This window comes from Streptomyces sp. NPDC055025 (assembly GCF_053608565.1).
Window position 1 is genome coordinate 26639 of record NZ_JBSGVS010000050.1, and the last position, 17582, is coordinate 44220.

A 17582-nucleotide genomic window follows, 5' to 3' on the forward strand; every position below is an offset into this window, starting at 1 on the left:
TTGCCGCGTGCGCCATGGGACACGTTCACCACGGGCGGATCGGAAACCTGTCTGAGTGGAGCCGGGTCGATGACCTCGCGGCGGGCCGGCCCCGGGGCCCCCGCCCCCCCCCGACCGGGCCCATGGAGCCGGCCCGCCGCGATCGAGGTCAGCCGTTGGGAACGACGGTGTCCAGGCCGGGCTGGCCGATCGCGAGACCGCCGATCTGCGCTTCCGTCAACGCGCCCTGGAAGGTCCACACGTCGGTGACACTGCCGGGCCAGTACTCCGTACCGGCGCTGCCCGCCCTGCCGCGGCCGAGTTCCAGCCCCTGCGCCGCCTTGAACGTCACGACGCCCTCCGCCTGGGACGTCTGGTCGAGGCAGTCCGCCTCGTCGGGCTCCCCGTCGCCGTCGGTGTCCGCACAGGCCGTCATCTCCAGTTGGCCGTTGACATAGAGCCGCAGTTCCGAGGCGAAGCCGTCGTAGACCAGCGCCAGATGGTTCCGCTCCTGCGGTCCGAAGAACTGTCCGTTCCGCACCTGGGTGACGGAGGCGTCCGTGCTGTCCTTGTCGGCCGTGGTGATCTGCCAGCGCCCCGGATCGGCCCCGGGGGTGGCGCTCGGTACGTAACGCACCGCGAGGGCGTTCTGTTTGACACCGGGTGCGCCGAGCAGGGTCACGGGAGCCTCCGGAACGCCCGCGGACTGTGCGAAGGCGGAGACGGTGAAGCTCGCGCTCGTGTCGACGGGCACGGTGGCGGTCGCGCCGTAGTCGTTCACGCCGTCCAGTTCCAGGCTTCCGTCCACCCCGCCCGGCGCTGTACTCGCACCGCCGTACAGCGTCAGACCGTTGCCCGACGCCGAGGCGTCCGGGGTGACCGGCGGAGTCCCGGTGGCCTGCTCGAACTTCCAGCGGCTCTTGACCACGGGGTTCTGCTTGAAGAGCTGGCGCACCTCATGGTCCGAGACCGTCCGGTCGTAGAGCTGTACGTCGTCGAGGTCGCCCTCGAAGAGCCCGCTCGGCCCGGTGGAGGCGAGGGAGTGGCCCAGGGTGACCGGGCCGATCGCCAGCCAGGGGGTGGTGAACTCCGCTGTGTCCTTCAGTACTCCGTTGACGTAGAGCCGGATCTGTCCCGCGTCGTAGTCGTAGACACCCACCACGTGCGCCCACTGGCCCAACTGCGCGGCGGCGCAGTTGGGGGTTTCGGCGGGGCAGGCGCTCTGCTCGGCACGGACCACGGTGGAGGTGGTCGAATTGGACTCCTCCCGCGCGAATACCCAGCCGCCCAGCGCCGAGGAGTGGTAGAGGGCGAATCCCGGGCTGTTCGAGTCGGCCTGGGTGATGGCGGTCATCGCCCGGTTCTCCTTGTTCGCGGGCAGCCTGGCCCACAGAGACACGGAGAAGCTCTGGAAGGTGTCCAGCACCGGTTGAGCGGTCGTCGCGTAGTCGTCGTCGCCGTCCAGGTGCAGGGAGGTACCGTCGACTCCTCCGCCGCCGAACTGAGCACCGCCGTGCACGGTGGCGCGCACCTGCTGGGCCCGCCCCGTCACCGCCGGGGCGTCCGCCGTTTCGTCCATCGGCCAGACGAGCTTGGCCGGACGAGTGCCGGAGTCCACCGGCTGCTTGCCGTGCAGCCGGGTCACATCGGCCGCGGTGAGCTGGTAGTCGAAGAGCTGCGCCTCGTCCAGGTCGCCGGAGAAGAATCCGTTGGGCGTACGGGAGGACTCCGTAGCACCCAGCAAGGTGCCGCCACGCGCGTCCCAGGGCCCGCTGAACGGCGCCGTGCCGGCCAACGTGCCGTTCACGTAGAGCTGCACCTGGCTGTTGGGGTTGTCGAAGACCCCGACCACATGGGTCCAGGTGCCGAGCCTGCTGCTCGTGCACGCCGTATCACCGGTGGCGCACGCCGGCTGCATCGCCCGCGAGGCCGTCGTGTCCTCGGCGTCGGCGGCGTGACGTACGAAGACCCAGCCGCTGCGCGACGGCGAGAAGTACAGCTCGAACCCGCTGCGTACGTTTCCGGCCTGGGCCAGCGCGACCGCGCCGTGTGACGGATCGAGATCGCCGAGCTTCGCCCACAGCGACACGGAGAAGCTCTTACGGGTATTCAGTACGGGCGAGAGCGTCGCGGCACGGTCGTCCACGCCGTCGAAACGCAACCCGCCCCCGGTCACTCCCTCGCCTCCCGGCGCCGCCCCTCCGTGCAGCTCGGCCGGCCACGCACCGCCCGAGCCGCTGACGGCGTTCCCGCCCGCGCCTTCGTCGAGGCCCCAGGTCAGCCGGTCGGGCTGGCCGGAACGGACCCGGAAGTAGTAGGTGCGGATCTCACTGCCGTTGCCGGCCGCGTCGAAAGCCTGAGCGGTGATGAAGTTCAGGCCCGGCTTGGCCGGTGTGAACTTCGTCGTCTTGGCAGCGCCCCCGGAGGTCGTCAGCGTGTGCTTGCTGCTGGGCAGTTCGTTGATCCCGAACCAGTACATGCCGACATCGGACGACGAGGAGTCGAGGGTGAAGGCGCCGTAGCGGCCGACACCGTCCCACCAGGGGTCGTTCGGGTCCTCCGCGTCGGACGCCGGATACAGCGCCGAGGTGATCGACGGACCGGCGGGCACACTGGTGTCGTACATGACATAGCAGCCGTTCGCGTTCACCGAACTCCACGGCGACCACTGGGCACCGTCCCAGGAACGCGCGTGCCAGACGATCGTCGTGTTCTTCGGAAGGCTCGTCGGCAACTTGAGCGAGAAGCCGGAGCCGGATGGCTTGGAAGACGTCCTCGCGGGTTTCCAGCGCGGCTTCCGCCCGTCGCCCGTGTCCCACAGTGCCTGGAACTGCACGGAAACACGGTCACCGTCCGGGTCGGTGACATTGTCGACCCGCAGGGTGGGCAGGGAGCGTGCGCGTGGCATCTTGTCGGCCTTCACACACGTGCCACCCAGATCCATCGTCAGCTGCGAGGTCTTGATCTGGGACGGCGGGCGGTTGTAGGTCACCCGCAGATACGCCGAGTCCGAGAACCGCTTCCAGGTGTAGAGGTCGTCCTCGCTGGTGGCGCGCATCCCGAAGGTGATCGACGGCCATTTCTTGGAGGCCGCCTCGGCCACGACGGCCTTCACATCGAACTCCGCGTCCTTCGAGGCGCACCCGTCGTATCCGTAGGCGAAGCTCCGTGTCTGAAGGTGGTCGACCCAGAAGCCGTCGGCGGTCTGCGTGTTCCATGTGGTGGACGAGTTGATGCCCTTGGTCCGCCACAGCTGGACCTCGCGCGCGTCGCAGGAGGCGGCGTGCGTCTCACGGACCACGAACTCGGCCGACAGAATCGACCGTCCGGCGAACTTGGTGGTCGATATCTGGTAGAAGAGCCGCTTGACGTCGTACGGCTGGCAGTACACCCAGCCGCAGTAGCCCAGGCCCCCGTCGGCGTCCCCGTTGAACTTCCACTGGGGTGAGCCGGCCCAGTACTTGGAGGCCATGGTCCACGCGGAGGCCCGCGGCGTGTCCCACTGCGGGTCGATGAAGACGGGATACACGGTCCCGGGGCCCGTGAGGAGGTCACGGTCGGGGGTCAGTACGAGTTCCTCGCCGCCGGAAGCGACGTCGACACCGACCGGCGCCAGCCGTCCCGACTCCCCGGCACCGGGTTCGCCCGGCTCTCCCGTCGCGTCGTCCTCCACGCCAGGCGCCGCGGCCCGGCGGACAGTGGGGGCGTCGCCCTGCTCGCCCGAGCTGGAATCCCACATCATCGGTGTCGGCGCCTCGAAAACCACACCCCCCGCGCCCTTGTCGACGGCTTCGAGACCGCCGTTGACGGTCTCCCGCACCGACATGCCCTCGCCACCCAGCTGAAGCCGCAGCTCAGCCAGGTCCTCGCTCTTCGCGGCCTGGGCCGACTTGACCACGAGGAGCTGGGTGAAGCCCTCCGGCCGGGCGGCCAGCCTCAGATCCACATCCGGCAGAACATCGGGATAGGTCGCGGTGTCGCCGTTCAGCACAGGTGCCGGCAGAGGCTCCGGCCACGTCAGTTCCAGGGTGCGGCCCGCGCGCTCCATGCGGACCAGTGGTCCGTCTCCGCCACCCGAGAACGTCAGCCCCACCGTGGCCGCCTTCGGCGCGACCGTGCCCGCTCCCGCCCTGGCGAGATCCGTGTCGATGGGCTGCCACGCACCGTTGATCCGGGTCCGCACCGGACGCAGGTACTCCCGCGCCTCCAACTCCCCCTCGGGGGTGGCGAACACATCGCTGGTCTCCGAGCGCAGCGAGACCGCTTCGACCTTCCTGCCGGAACGTTTCGCCAACGCGAGAGCCTCCTCCTCGGAGCTCGCGGCAGTGGCATCGTCGTCAACGGAAGACGGCTGTGCGGGCACTCCACGCACAGCGGCGAGCGGTTGCGCCGAGGCACTGGGGAGCGCTCCCACAGGCAGCAGCACCGCCGTCGCCATGAGGGCTATACCACCCCCCAGCCGTCGGCCGCCCCTCCCGCCCCTTCGAACACTACGAAACATCCCCCGCCCCTCCCCCTGCACCGGACAAGATCACGCTGTGTGCGACTCGTGAAACTAGGCGCGACAGGTAAAGGAATGGTAAATTCCACACCAATAGAATTGGCATGTCATGAACGCCACATCGCGGTGCACCCAAGCGGCACAAGGAGTCCGCGACCTCGACGGAAGAGCCGGCGACGGGAAATCGCCGACGGACGGCCAGGTCGCGTTCCCCCGGTGTTCACCGAGGTGTACGTCTCGATCATGTTTTATGCCAGCTCTGCGGCATGCCACACGCACGCGCACCACCAGCCGCGATGACGGTCAGCAACCCCACAACACGCGTCTGAGAACTTCAGCGCGTCTCATATCCTCCGGGAGTCGTCGGTGCCCTCTCTGTTCACACGCGGCACCATGCTGGTGGGGCTCGCCGCCCTGCTGTCCGGTTGCGTCGATCCGACGCCCGCGGCCGAACACTCCGCGGGCGGGGCGGGCGGCTGCGAGTCCTCCGTCGTCTTCCGCGCCGGCACCGGCGGGTACCACACCTTCCGTATACCTGCCGTGGTCACGACAGCAGACGGCACCCCGGACGCCCCGGGCACCCTCGTCGCCTTCGCCGAAGGACGCCGCAACGCACAGGCCGACACCGGTGACGTCGATGTCGTCTCCCGGCGTTCCACCGACGGCGGCTGCACCTGGTCACCCCTGCGACTGGTCGCCGACGCCGGCGCGGACACGGTGGGCAACCCCGTCCCCGTCGTCGTACCAGGGACCGGCCGTCTGGTCCTCCTGACCTGCGGCAACGCCGCGACCGCCACCGAGGAAGCCATCTTGCGCGGCGACCACCCCCGAGCAGCGGGCCGACGGGTCTACGTCCAGCACAGCGACACCGGGGGACGCACCTGGTCGGCCCCCACCGAGATCACCGACCAGGCCAAGCGGCAGGACTGGCGCTGGTACGCCACCGGCCCCGGCCATGGCCTCGCGCTCACCAACGGCCCCCACACCGGACGCCTCGTCATCCCCGCCAACCACTCCACCGCACCCCCCGCGGGCAGCGCCGACAACGGAACAGAACCCCGTTACTACGGCGGGCACTCCCTGCTCAGCGACGACGGCGGCACCACCTGGCGCATCGGCTACGTCGACGCCACACCCGACGGCCGCGTCAACGTCAATGAGACCACCGCCGCCCAACTGCCCGACGGCCGCGTCTACTTCAACGCCCGCGACCAGCACGGCACCATCCCCGTCACCCGCGCCCACGCCTACAGCGACGACGGCGGACAGTCCCTGGACGCGCCCTTCGCCCCCACCGAGGACGTGACCGCGCCCATCATCGAGGGAAGCGTCCTCCAGACACAGCGGGACCGGCGGACCGGCCCCCTCCTGCTGTCCGCACCCGCCGACCCCCGGGCACGCAGCCATATGACCGTACGCTCCAGCGACGACGGCGGCCTGAACTGGACCACCGGCCTCCGCCTCACGACCCACCCCGCCGCCTACTCCGACCTGGTCCAGATCGACGAGGGCACCGCGGGGATCCTGTACGAGACCGGCCGCGGCAAGCCGTACGAAACCATCACCTTCACCCGGCTCCCCCTCGACCGGCTCCGGTAGCCCCGGGACGGGACGGGACGACCCCCACGGGGGACGGCGCGTCCGCGCCCGGCAGCCCGGAAGGCCCGCTCAGCTCAGGTGTGAGAGCGCCGACGCGACCGCCGCCAGATCCGCGTCGGAGGCCAGCCCCGCGTGGTAGAGGCGCAGTTCGGTCGCTCCCAGCTCCTTCGCCCGCGCGGCGTCCTCGGCGAGCGAGGCCGGGCTGCCGCCCATACCGCTGACGACATTGAAGTTGGCGGCGAGCACCGGGGACACGGCGGGCACGGCGGACGCGGCGGACGCGGCGCGATGGTCCGCGAAGGGGGGCAGCACGGTCCCGGCCGCGCCCCCGGCGCAGGGCAGGACGACACCGTCCGCGACTCCGAGGATGTGCGCCGGGTCCACACCGGCGTTGGCACCGGTGCGGTACGGCACGGGGTCGGCGTGCAGCAGCACCTGGAACCCGGGGCCGGCCGCCGCCCGTACCGCCGCGACCGCCGACTCCTGGAACGTACGGGCGATCCCGCCGCGCCAGTCGAGGGTGACGGCGGCGAGATCCGCGCCGAGCAGCTTCTCGATACCGGACCAGCCGGCCTCGGCGGAGCCGGCGGCCCAGCCGGGCTCCAGCGCGCGCCGCACGGCGGAGGCCAGTCCGTCCGGTTCCGCCCCGAGGCCCGCGTACCCCTCCCGGCAGACGGAGCAGAAGCAGAGGGACATCAGATACTGGGCCGCGTCACCGAGGCCGACGCCCGCGGTCTTGTCGTGGGCGTGCAGATGGGCGAGTCCGTACCAGCCGCACGACTCCAGCTCGGTACCGCGCGCGCCGGGGCGTACGGCCGCCTCCGCGGCCAGTTCGGTCAGATACCCGGCGACCGCGGGCCGCGCGATACAGGGCGCCCAGGGATAGCGGTCACCGTAGGCGTTCACCACGGAGGTGGCGGGATGCTCGGCGCCCAGCCGGGAGCTGTGCGCGAGGATCACCCAGGTGTGCACGTCGAGTCCGGCGTCCATGAGCGCCGCCGCGGCCTCGCCGTGGGCGTCCCCGGGGGCCCAGTCGCCCGCCGGGTACGGACGCAGGTCATGGCCCGCCCAGCGCGCCGGGTCCGGCGGGTAGAGGACGGCGGCGTGTTCGGCGGTGACGACACGATGGCGCGGATGACGGGGGGTCAGGGCGCGGGTGGAGTGGTAGGCGGAGGCGAGGGTGACCTGCTGGACGCCGAGCTCCGCGATCCTGGCGGGGGCGTCCGGATCGCCCACCACGTCCCAGGGATAGAGAAAGACGGAGGTCCTCACCGGCCCGCCCCCGAGCCGCCGGCCGGACCGCCGGCGGGGCCCTGCACCGGGCCGTCGGCCGGGTCTCGCACCGGGCCGCCGGCCGGACCGTCCGCCGTGTCCGCGCCCTCGATGTCCGCGAGCAGGGACCTGCCCCGGTCGATGAGCACGGCGAGCGCCTTGACATGGTCGGGGGCGGGCTCGCTCAGTGGCGGCCGTACCTCACCCACGTCCAGACCGCCCAGCCGTACGCCCGCCTTGACGAGCGAGACGGCATAGCCGCGGCCGAGGTTGCGCAGCTCGACCAGCGGCGCGTAGAAGCCGTCGAGCAGCCGGCCGACGGTCGTGTCGTCGCCGGTGACCAGGGCGCGGTGGAAGGCGAGCGCGATATCGGGGGCGAAGGCGAAGACCGCGGAGGAGTAGAGGGTGATCCCGATACCGCGGTAGGCGAGGCCGGTCAGTTCGGCGGTGGGCAGACCGTTGAAGAAGAGGAACTCGCGGTCGGGCAGCTCATTGCGTACGGCGCTGACGATGCGCTGCGTCAGATCGAGGTCGCCGTACCCGTCCTTGAGACCGATGATGCCGTCCACCGCGGCGAGTTCGACGACGGTCGCGGGGGTGAAGACGGCGTTGTCGCGCTGGTAGACGATGGTTTCCAGGGAGGTGGCCGCGGCCAGGGCGGTGTAGTGGCGCACCAGCCCCTCCTGGTCGGCGACGACCAGGTAGGGCGGCATCGCGAGCAGCCCGTCCGCGCCCTCCTCCTCGGCGATGCGCGCGTACTGGATCGCGAGCGCCGTGCCGTAACCGGTCGCCGCCACGACCGGCACCCGGCCGTCGGCCGCCTCGACGGCCGCGGCGAGGCAGGCCCGGAACTCCTCCGGGGTGAGGGCGTGGAACTCACCGGTGCCGCAGCACGCGAAGACCGCGGCGGCTCCCGCGTCGACGCCCGCTCCGACATGCGCGCGGAAGGCGTCGAGGTCGAGGGCGCCGTCGGGCCCGTACGCGGTGACGGGGAAGAACAGCGGCCCGGCCACGCGGGTGAGGCGTGCGGCGAGCGGGGCTGAGGTCACGAGCGCTCCCTTGGCCATGCAGCGAGCGGCGACCGCTCGTGCACAATTCTGATCGATGTCCATATCCCTGAACAACGCCACGCTAGGGCAGCCGCGCGGCGCGGGTCAAGACGAGAAACCGCAACTCAGGGACGGATTCACCGCCCTCGCGCCACACTTGACGCTGCCGGTCCCGACTCCCTAGCGTGTCCACGCATGTGAATAATGTCTACGGATCTGAGCATGCTGAGTACGCCGGGTACACCCGGCCGGCCGCCCACCCGCCGAGACCGCCGTCCATGGATCCGCGCCGCCGAGGGGATCCACGCCGCCGAGGAGATTTCCCCATGCCCGCACCGCGCACCGTTCTGCTCACCGGCGCCGCCGGCGGCCTCGGCACCCTGATGCGGGGCCTGCTGCCCGCGTACGGCTACGAACTGCGGCTCTTCGACGTCAACCCCGTCGACGGCGCGCCCGACGCCGTCACGGCCGATCTCGCGGACACGGACGCGCTGCGCGAGGCCGTCCGGGGCGTGGACGCGATCATCCATCTCGCGGGTATCTCGCTGGAGTCCAGCTTCGACAAGATCCTGCGCACCAATGTCGAGGGGACGTACAACCTCTACGAGGCGGCACGCGCGGAGGGGGTCGGGCGCACGGTCTTCGCCTCCAGCAACCACGCCGTGGGCTTCACCCCGCGCCCCCGGGGCGACGATCCGCTGATCCCCGTCGACACCCCGCGCCGCCCCGACACGTTCTACGGGCTCTCCAAGTGCTTCGGCGAGGACCTCGCCCAGCTCTACTGGGATCTGCACGGGCTGGAGACCGTCTCCGTACGGATCGGCTCCTGCTTCCTGGAGCCCAGCACGGTCCGGATGCTCTCCGTCTGGCTGAGCCCCGGCGACTGCGCCCGGCTCTTCCACGCCGCGCTCACCGCCGAGGAGGTGGGCCACACCGTCGTCTACGGCTCCTCCGCCAACACCCGGCTGTGGTGGGACCTGACGAGCGCGCGGGCGCTGGGGTACGAGCCCCAGGACGACTCGGAGCAGTTCGCGGAGAAGCTCATCGAGGCGCAGGGACCGCTCGACCCGGCCAACCGGGACCACGCGTATCTGGGCGGCGGGTTCGTCACCGACCCGCCGCGCTGGCCCCACTGACGACCCGTCCGGCTCCGTGTTGGGCCCGGCGCCGCACGCGGCCCTGACGTGGGCCTGAGCAGGTACGGGCCCGGTACGGACGCGGTACGGACGCGGCGCCGACGCGAATGGCGTAGGTAAGGGAACGGTAAAGCGGGGTCGTTCGTTACGTCGGCATGACAGCTATGACCCCAGGCTCGAACATCCCTCTGCCCACCGCCCATGTCGCGGTGGACGTCGCCGCCCCCGTGCGGCTCGACGTATCGGGCCTGCTGCTCACCGCCGACGGCAAGGTGCGCTCGGACGAGGACTTCATCTTCTACAACCAGCCGGCCGGTCCGGGCGTGACGTACCGCTCGGGCGAAGGGTCGGCGCCGGACGCGATCGTCGTCGACACCACCGCCGTCCCGCCGGGTATCGAGAAGATCGTCGTCACGGCGAGCCCGGACGCCGCCGGGCAGAGCTTCCAGGGCATCGAACCCACCGCGACGATCCGCGACGCCGCCACGGGCGGCGCGCTGGCCACGTTCACCCCGCCGCGGCTGGGCAGTGAGACGGCCCTGGTGATCGTGGAGATCTATCTGCGGAACGGCGCGTGGAAAGCGCGCGCGGTGGGCCAGGGGTACGCCGATGGACTGGCCGGGATCGCGACCGACTTCGGTGTCTCGGTCGAGGAGCCCGCCCCGGCTCCTGTCGCGATCCCGGTCCCCACCCCCGCACCCGCCCCCGCACAGGCCCCCGCGCAGGCCGCGCCGCCCGCCCCGGCCGCGCCGCCGGGACCGCCCGCCGCGGCGCCCGGCAGCGGCAAGATCAATCTGGACAAGGGCCGGGTCAGCCTCCAGAAGAACCAGACGGTGTCGCTGGTCAAGGGAGGCCGGCCACTGCTCAGCCAGGTCAAGATGGGCCTCGGCTGGGAGCCCGCGTACCGCGGCAAGGACATCGATCTCGACGCCTCGGTGATCGCCTACGGTCCGAACCGCAACCACCTCGACAGCTGCTATTTCGGCAAGCTCTCCATCCTCAACGGAGCCATCAAGCACTCCGGTGACAATCTCACCGGGGAGGGCGCGGGCGACGACGAGGTGATCGTCGTCGATCTCGGCCGGCTGCCCGCGGACGCGACGGGGCTGGTCTTCACCGTCAACTCCTTCACGGGCCAGAAGTTCACCGAGGTCGCCAAGGCGTACTGCCGGCTGATCGACGCGGCCACCGGCGAGGAGCTCGTCCGCTTCGATCTGACGACGGCCGAGCCGCAGACGGGTGTGATCATGGCGAAATTGATCAAGCAGTTCTCCGGCGAGTGGGAGATGACCGGTCTCGGGGAGTTCGTGAAGTCCCGCACGGTCCGCGGCATGGTCAAGCCCGCCGCGAAGATCCTCTGACGGACCCCTGGCAGGCCTACGGGCCGCCGCGGGGTCCCGTCAGGACCCGCGGCGGCCCGGGGGCGCGGCGTTCTGGCTCCGCCTCAGAGCTTGGTCAGCTTGGCGAAGGGGCTCAGGATCCTCCCCTGTCGCCCCGAGAAATCGATGAGCACGGCGTGTTCGCCCTCGACTCCGATGACTCTGCCCAGACCGAACTGATCGTGTGAGACACGGTCTCCCACATCGAACTGCTCGGGCGGGGGTGAGGCCGGGGCCTGGCGGTTGAAGGGACTGGACGGCAGGTGGCGCCGGGATCCGGCTGACTTTGTCATTACTTGGAAGTATGCGCCCAATGAGCCCCGGCGCGCCATGCCCGGCGGCTGACGGGCCGCCGGATCACCCCTTCCGGGACCCCTTGAGGACCGCTCCGGCGCAGCTCGGGAACGGGTCCGGGGCCGCTCCGGAACCGCTCCGGAATCCTTGGAAGAACGGCGTCCGGGCCTGGAGACCGGCCGGTACACCCGCCCGTACCGGAGGCTCGACGGTACGGGCGGCACGAACAGCGGTCGGTGCCGGGGCGAACGGCGGTCAGTGCCGGGGCGAGCGCCGCCAGGGGCCGGTGATGGCGAGCATGATGCCCGGCTCCTGGATATTGGCGAACAGGGTGCGGCCGTCGGGCGAGAACACGACACCCGTGAACTCGCTGTCGTTGAGATCGTTACGGGCGATCGGGTAGGTGCGTCCGCGCTCCGTGGCGCCGAAGAGATGCTGGACCCCCTCGCCGTCCTCGGCGATGACCAGTCCGCCGTACGGCGAGACGGTGATGTTGTCCGGGCCGTCGAAGGCGCCGTCCTCGCCGGGTTCGGCGTTGACGCCCAGCAGCACCTTGAGCGTCAGCGTGCGGCGCCGGGGCTGGTAGAACCACACCTGGCCGTCGTGCGGGCGGCCGGGGCTCTCGTCACGGGCGTACGAGGAGACGATGTACGCGCCCCCGTCCGCCCACCACATGCCCTCCAGCTTCCTGGCCCGGGTGACGTCCTCGCCCTCGAACTGCTGGCGTACGTCGACGGTCCTGGCGTCCCGGTCGGGTACGTCCACCCAGTCCACGCCGTAGACGGTGCCGAGCTTCGCGGCGCGCGAGAGGTCGTCGACGAAGCGGCCGCCGGCGTCGAAGCAGCGGGGCGCCTGGAGGACACCCGCGTCGTCGGCGAGACGGCGGAGCTGGCCGCGGCCGTGCTTGAAGCCGTGCGGCGGGACCCAGCGGTAGAAGAGGCCGTTGGGCTCCGAGGCGTCCTCGGTCAGATACGCGTACCCGGTTCGCGGGTCGATCACGACCGCTTCGTGGTCGTAGCGGCCGAAGGCCTTGACGGGCTTGGGGTTCCGGTTGGCACGGCGGTCGTAGGGGTCGACCTCGAAGACATAGCCGTGGTCCTTGGTCATCCCGTTCTGGCCCGCCCGGTCGGAGTTCTCCTCGCAGGTGAGCCAGGTGCCCCAGGGGGTGCGTCCGCCGGCGCAGTTGTTGGCCGTGCCCGAGATACCGACCCACTCCGCGGTACGGCCGTCGCGGTGCGTCTCCACGACGGTGCAGCCACCGGGCGCGGCCGGGTCGTAGACCAGCCCCTCGGTGAGCGGCACCGGGTACTCCACCTCGTCCCTCGGACCGTCCAGCTCATGGTTGTTGACGAGCAGCGTGACCCCGCGCGGGCCCTCGAAGGTGGCGGTGCCGTCGTGGTTGGAGGGCGTGTCCTCGCCGGTCTCCAGTTTGGTGACCCCGCTGTGTGTGATCACCTTGTACGAGAATCCGGCGGGCAGCGCGACCATCCCGCGCGGGTCGGGGCGCAGCGGTCCGTAACCCGGCTCCAGCGCGGGACCGCTCGCCACCTCGGGAGCGTCCTCGGCGGCGAGCGCCCCGGGCGCGGTCGCGAGCGCGCCGGCGGCGCCGGTCAGGACGAAGCCCGCCCCGGTGAGTGCGGATCTTCCGGTGAAATCCCTGCGGGTCAACGACATCGCGGTCTCCTGAAGGGCACAAGGGGGGAGGGAGTACGCTCCCGACGCTCCCGCCCATGGCTGAACGCCGGTTGAACACCGGCCGACATAGAAAGGCCCTCTTCCATGAAACTGCCCGCCACCGGTCGCCGTGTCCTCGTCAGCGGCGCGTCCAGGGGTCTCGGCCGCGCCGTCGCCGGAGCCTTCGCCGCCAACGGCGACCGGGTCGCCGTGCACTACGGCAGCCGCGCCGCCGACGCCCGGCGGACCCTGGAGTCGCTGTCCGGTACGGGCCACGCGCTGCTGGGCGGCGATCTGTCCGACCCGGCCGGGGCCGCGCGGATCGCGGACGAGGCGGCGGAGGCGCTCGGCGGGATCGACGTACTGGTCAACAACGCGGCGGTGAACGAACCCCATCCGCTGCCCTCGACGTCGTACGAGGAGTGGGCGGCGGCCTGGCAGCGCCATATATCCGTCAATCTGCTGGGCACGGCCCTGCTCAGCCACCGCGCCGCCCGCTCCATGATCGACCGGGGCACGGGCGGCCGGATCGTCAACATCGGCTCACGCGGCGCGTTCCGCGGCGAGCCGGACCATCCGGCCTACGGCGCGACCAAGGCGGCCGTCCACGCGCTGGGCCAGTCCCTGGCCGTCTCCCTGGCCCCGTACGGCATCGGCGTCGCGTCCGTGGCCCCGGGCTTCTTCGACACGGAACGCGTGGCGCACCGCCTGACGGGCCCGGAGGGCGAGGCGATCCGCGCGCAGAGCCCCTTCGGGCGGGTGGCCACGGCGGAGGAGATCGCGGAGGCGGTGCTGTGGCTGGCGTCACCGGCGGCGGAGTGGGCGTCGGGCACGATCCTGGACCTCAACGGCGCGTCGCACCTGCGGTGAGCGGTGCGCCTCCCGGCGGGGGGCCGTGGTCGGGGGTGCGTTTCGGCGGGGGCCGGTTGTCGTGTGCGGGTCCGTCCGCGTGACGGGTCCGTCCTCAATCGCCGGACGGGCTTGAATTGCGGCCTGCGGCCGGGCCTCCGGCGGGAGGGGGTCGGGGTCGCAGGAGGTGCGTGTCCGGACACTAAAGCGTGATGTGTGCCGCACACCGAGCCGCACCCGACAGCGAGACCCGCACGCGGCGTAAATCATGCCGTCCGGACATGTACCTCCGGAGTGCCCCGGCACCCGCACCACCCACCCACCGCACCCCGCGCCGCAGGCGCGCACCGCCCCCGCGCCGCCAGGCGCGCATGAAGCGCGGCGGGCGACCACCCGCACCCACCCGCCGGCCCGCGTCGGCAACGCACCCCGAGCCACGGCCCCCCGCCGGGAGGCGCAGCGCCGGGAGGCGAACCCCCCTACGACCGGGACCTCGCCTTGAACGCCGCCTTTCGGGCCTCCTTCGAGATCCCCCGGTCCCGGTGCAGCCGCCCCATCGCCTCCAGGACCTCCGCCGTCGCCGGGTGGTCGATCCGCCAGGCCGCGTCGAAGAAGCCGCTGTGCCGGCCGACCAGCCCCTCGACCAGCTCCTGGAGTTCCTCCGGTTCACCCTCCGCGTCGAGCTGCGCGGCGATCGTGTCGATGGCCAGCCAGAAGATCATGGGCTCCGGCGGCGGCGGCACGTCGCGCGCTCCCAGTTCGGCCAGCCAGACCCGCGCCAGACCGCCCAGTTCCGCGTCGTCCAGTACGTCCCGTACCGCCGACTCCGCCTCCGCGCCGACCAGGGAGAGCGCCTGCTGGCAGTGGAGGCGGCGCAGCGGCGCGCGCTGGTCCGTGCCGCGCGCGGCGGCCAGCAGTTCACCCGCCGCGTCGGCCGGTGCGCGGCGGGCCAGCCACTGCTCGGTCTCGGCGCGGGCGGACAGCTCGGGGAAGTCCGCGACCCCGTCCAGCAGCGCGTGCGCGTCCTTGTCCGCGAGATCGCCAACCGCGGGCGCGTCGACCCCCGCCTCCAGCATCCGGGACCTGATCCCGTAGAGCCCGAGCGGTGTCAGCCGGACCATGCCGTAGCGGGCGACGTCCTCCTCGCCGACCGGCAGCGAGGCATCGGCCGCGCCCCCCGTGTCCTCCTCCATCAGGGCCTCGTCCACCGGTACGTACGAGACCAGCCCGACCGGCTCCAGCAGCCGGAACTGGTCGTCCAGCCGCATCATCGCCTCGGAGACCTGCTCCAGGACGTCGTCGGTGGGTTCGCCCATGTCGTCGGGCACGATCATCGACGCGGCGAGGACCGGCAGCGGTACGGGCCCCGACACGCCGTCCCCGGCGCCGCCGCCGTCCGCGACGGTGAGCAGATAGAGATTGCCGAGCACGCCCTCCAGGAACTCCGCCTCCGACTCCGGGTCCCAGTCGAGCGACTCGAAGTCGATCTCGCCGTCCTCGCCGATCGCCGCGGCCAGATCGTCCAGGACCGGCGCGGTCGCGTCGGCGAACACGACGTCCAAGGCGTCCAGCCAGAGCCCCAGGATGTCCTGCGGGGAGCCGGAGGTGAGCAGGGCGAGCTGCTCGCCGGCCGTGACACGGCCGCCGGCGCCGTCGTCCGCGCCGTCCTCGGTCTCGTCGTCCTCGACCGTCACCAGACCCGTGTCGACCGCGACCCGCCATGCCTCGCTCGCGTACGCCTCGCCGTCCCCCCGTGGCTCCTCGTCCACGAGACCGAGCACCTTCGCCGCCTCGGGGAGCTGTTCGTCGAGAAGTTCGCCGCCCGCCCCCACGCGTGTCCCGGGGCCCGCCCAGCGGGCCAGCCGCACGGCGCGGGCGAGCAGTGGCGCGGCCAGCGCGTCCCGCGCCAGTTCCGCGTCCGAGGGCAGTCGTACCGGGGGCACGGTGGGGCGGTCTCCGGTCATCTGGTGGTTCTCCTCGCGGCGTACGGATTCACGGCGGCCCCCAGCGTAGACGCATTTGGACCCATCCCACCCGGTTCATGTACCCGACAGGTGGAGCGGACCGAGGCACCCTTGACAACTGGGCGGTCCAGCAAGGAGATTACGCGCGTAGACCAGCCCTCGCACGGCTCTTCCCCAAGTGGCCGGAAACCCTCGCACGGGGGGGCGTCGCATCCCGGGAACCGCGGCGGTCCGGCCGTACCCCACATACGGCCGGGCCGCCGCTCTCACCCCGCGGTGAGACTCAGCGCGGGGGTGTACCGCCGCACCGCGCCGCCGGTGAGTCCGGGGTGATTCCGCACCCGCCGCCATGCCGCGGTGTCCGACCCGACCCCGTCCCCCGGGGCGGCGAGCGCGTCCAGATGGGCCTGCTCGCTCTCCCACTCCGCGTAGTTCAGGACACGGGTCCCGTCCACACTGATGTGGAAGTGCGCCGAGATCCCGCCGGACGCCGGGGCCGGCTCGTCGTCGAGGGCCTCGAAGACGGCATCGACCCAGGCCTTCTGCCGCTCGGTGTCGGGGCCGTCGAACTCCGCCTCGACGAGCGCGACACAGCCGGGGACCCGGCGCTCGCCCGCGGCACCCTCCAGGCTGCGGTACAGCTCGTACGCGCCCATCCCGACCCGTTCGATCCCGGGCACGGCCGCGTCGATCTCCGCGTCACGCCCGTCGCGGTGGGTGCGGACGAACTCCTCGTACGCCTCCGGGCCGCTCCACTGCGAGTAGTGGAGCAGGCTGTCGCCGTCATTGCCGGTGAGGACGGAGTACGAGAGCGGACCGGCGTCCGGCCACTCCCGGCTCCGCCACGCGCGGTCGATGGCCTCGACCGCGGCCCGCCGGGCCTCAGGCGCGCCGAGGCGCCAGCGGCCGACCATGACGACCCCCACACCTGGGCGGGTGATCTCGGGCAGGGTGGTGGATCGCACGGACATGGTGGTACCTCCTGGGTGGCGCACCCCCGCGGTGCGCCTTCGCCACCAGCCTCGAAGATGAAGTGCGGTTGAGGTCAAACAGCTTCCGCGCCGGTCCCGCCCCGTCGCGGCCGGCACCCGGTCGCGGTCCTCGTCCTGACTCGGTCCCCGCCCGGTCACGGCTCCGTCCCGCCACGGACCCGTCCCGTCATGACCCCCGTCCTGCCGTGGTCCCCGTCGGACCACACCCGTCGAATCAGACCACGACGTCGAACCACGGCCGCCGCGAGGTGGCCCAGTGCGCCACCCAGCCGGCGAACCCGTCCCCCGCGGTGGTGTGGCCGAACGCCGCCCCGAACGGCGCCGCGCCCACATCGCTGATGTTCCAGATCCGGCCCCGCTGCGGGCCCGTGACCACGAGATGCCAGTACATCCCGCAGCCGTCCGTGCCCAGCACCACGCTGCCGTGGTTGCAGACCTCGTCGATGAGCGGCTCGATCTCCTCGTACGGCCGGGGGTCGTCCTCCCACACCCAGGCCTCGGTGAGCGGGAAGGGCTCCGAGAGCACCCGCTGTGTCTGCGCGCATCCCCAGTCGGCGGGCACCGCCGCCACGGGTATCAGCCCGTCGACATCGGCCGGGCCCTCGCTGCATCCGTCGCAGATCTCGGCGACCAGCGTGCGGTACGGCTCGGGCAGGACGATCCCCTGCCCGCGCTCGAAGGCGCGCACCGCGTCCCAGCCCAGCGGCGGCAGACAGTGCTCCGGTGGGAAGGCCGCGCGCAGCGCGTCGAGTTCACCCCGGTCGGCCGCGCCCGGATCGCCCGCGTCCCGGTCATCCCGGTCCGCTTCGCCCCGGTCTGCTTCGCCCCGGTGGGCGTTTTCGTTCTCCATGCTCTTCATGCCCTCCATGTCCCCTATTGGACCAGCACCCACTG

12 protein-coding genes are annotated in these 17582 nt (G+C 71.7%); 4 read left to right on the forward strand and 8 right to left on the reverse strand.

Features of this window, described 5'->3' with window-relative positions; all coding sequences use genetic code 11:
* Positions 1-148 precede the first annotated feature (148 nt).
* On the reverse strand, positions 149-4273 hold the full coding sequence (locus ACWGDX_RS27555) for a LamG-like jellyroll fold domain-containing protein (RefSeq protein WP_453629777.1): 4125 nt from the start codon (positions 4271-4273) through the stop codon (positions 149-151).
* 573 nt (positions 4274-4846) lie between these two features.
* On the opposite strand from ACWGDX_RS27555, the gene ACWGDX_RS27560 reads away from it, so the two are divergent.
* Entirely contained in the window at positions 4847-6079 is a 1233-nt protein-coding gene (locus tag ACWGDX_RS27560; RefSeq protein WP_453629779.1) for a sialidase family protein, read from the forward strand.
* 69 nt (positions 6080-6148) lie between these two features.
* Here the strand turns inward: ACWGDX_RS27560 and ACWGDX_RS27565 are convergent, their stop codons facing one another.
* Both ACWGDX_RS27565 and ACWGDX_RS27570 read right to left on the reverse strand, forming a co-directional pair.
* A complete protein-coding gene (locus ACWGDX_RS27565) occupies positions 6149-7351 on the reverse strand; it encodes a hypothetical protein (RefSeq protein ID WP_453629780.1) in 1203 nt (400 codons plus the stop codon).
* Complete coding sequence (locus ACWGDX_RS27570) at positions 7348-8400, reverse strand: 5-dehydro-4-deoxyglucarate dehydratase (protein ID WP_453629782.1); 1053 nt, start codon at positions 8398-8400, stop codon at positions 7348-7350. The genes ACWGDX_RS27565 and ACWGDX_RS27570 overlap by 4 nt, the downstream gene beginning before the upstream one ends.
* Positions 8401-8726: 326 nt before the next feature.
* On the opposite strand from ACWGDX_RS27570, the gene ACWGDX_RS27575 reads away from it, so the two are divergent.
* Complete coding sequence (locus ACWGDX_RS27575; RefSeq protein WP_453629784.1) at positions 8727-9536, forward strand: NAD-dependent epimerase/dehydratase family protein; 810 nt, start codon at positions 8727-8729, stop codon at positions 9534-9536.
* Between the two features lie 155 nt (positions 9537-9691).
* Entirely contained in the window at positions 9692-10897 is a 1206-nt protein-coding gene (locus tag ACWGDX_RS27580; RefSeq protein WP_453629786.1) for a TerD family protein, read from the forward strand.
* Positions 10898-10980: 83 nt separating this feature from the next.
* Here the strand turns inward: ACWGDX_RS27580 and ACWGDX_RS27585 are convergent, their stop codons facing one another.
* The gene (locus tag ACWGDX_RS27585) at positions 10981-11208 is read right to left on the reverse strand and encodes a hypothetical protein (RefSeq protein ID WP_078490871.1); all 228 of its coding nucleotides are present in this window, start codon (positions 11206-11208) and stop codon (positions 10981-10983) included.
* Between the two features lie 256 nt (positions 11209-11464).
* Positions 11465-12883 carry an alkaline phosphatase PhoX gene (locus ACWGDX_RS27590; protein WP_453629787.1) on the reverse strand — a complete coding sequence of 473 codons (1419 nt, stop codon included), beginning with the start codon at positions 12881-12883 and terminating at the stop codon, positions 11465-11467.
* Between the two features lie 105 nt (positions 12884-12988).
* Between ACWGDX_RS27590 and ACWGDX_RS27595 the strand changes: the two genes are divergently transcribed.
* Complete coding sequence (locus tag ACWGDX_RS27595; protein ID WP_453629789.1) at positions 12989-13753, forward strand: SDR family NAD(P)-dependent oxidoreductase; 765 nt, start codon at positions 12989-12991, stop codon at positions 13751-13753.
* A gap of 458 nt (positions 13754-14211) precedes the next feature.
* On the opposite strand, the gene ACWGDX_RS27600 is transcribed toward ACWGDX_RS27595, so the two are convergent.
* The 3 genes from ACWGDX_RS27600 to ACWGDX_RS27610 form a co-directional block, all read right to left on the reverse strand.
* Positions 14212-15696 (reverse strand): hypothetical protein, encoded by a 1485-nt coding sequence (locus tag ACWGDX_RS27600; RefSeq protein ID WP_453629791.1) that lies wholly within the window; start codon positions 15694-15696, stop codon positions 14212-14214.
* 266 nt (positions 15697-15962) lie between these two features.
* On the reverse strand, positions 15963-16667 hold the full coding sequence (locus ACWGDX_RS27605; protein ID WP_453629793.1) for an antibiotic biosynthesis monooxygenase: 705 nt from the start codon (positions 16665-16667) through the stop codon (positions 15963-15965).
* A 235-nt stretch (positions 16668-16902) separates the two neighbouring features.
* Complete coding sequence (locus ACWGDX_RS27610) at positions 16903-17556, reverse strand: SMI1/KNR4 family protein (RefSeq protein WP_453629794.1); 654 nt, start codon at positions 17554-17556, stop codon at positions 16903-16905.
* Between the last annotated feature and the right edge of the window lie 26 nt (positions 17557-17582).

Excerpts from the sequence above, each read along its gene's own strand:
- ACWGDX_RS27575 (WP_453629784.1), top strand. The coding sequence starts at position 8,727 with ATGCCCGCACCGCGCACCGTTCTGCTCACCGGCGCCGCCGGCGGCCTC.
- ACWGDX_RS27580 (WP_453629786.1), top strand. The coding sequence starts at position 9,692 with ATGACAGCTATGACCCCAGGCTCGAACATCCCTCTGCCCACCGCCCAT.
- ACWGDX_RS27585 (WP_078490871.1), bottom strand. The coding sequence starts at position 11,208 with ATGACAAAGTCAGCCGGATCCCGGCGCCACCTGCCGTCCAGTCCCTTC.
- ACWGDX_RS27590 (WP_453629787.1), bottom strand. The coding sequence starts at position 12,883 with ATGTCGTTGACCCGCAGGGATTTCACCGGAAGATCCGCACTCACCGGG.
- ACWGDX_RS27595 (WP_453629789.1), top strand. The coding sequence starts at position 12,989 with ATGAAACTGCCCGCCACCGGTCGCCGTGTCCTCGTCAGCGGCGCGTCC.
- ACWGDX_RS27600 (WP_453629791.1), bottom strand. The coding sequence starts at position 15,696 with ATGACCGGAGACCGCCCCACCGTGCCCCCGGTACGACTGCCCTCGGAC.
- ACWGDX_RS27605 (WP_453629793.1), bottom strand. The coding sequence starts at position 16,667 with ATGTCCGTGCGATCCACCACCCTGCCCGAGATCACCCGCCCAGGTGTG.
- ACWGDX_RS27610 (WP_453629794.1), bottom strand. The coding sequence starts at position 17,556 with ATGGAGGGCATGAAGAGCATGGAGAACGAAAACGCCCACCGGGGCGAA.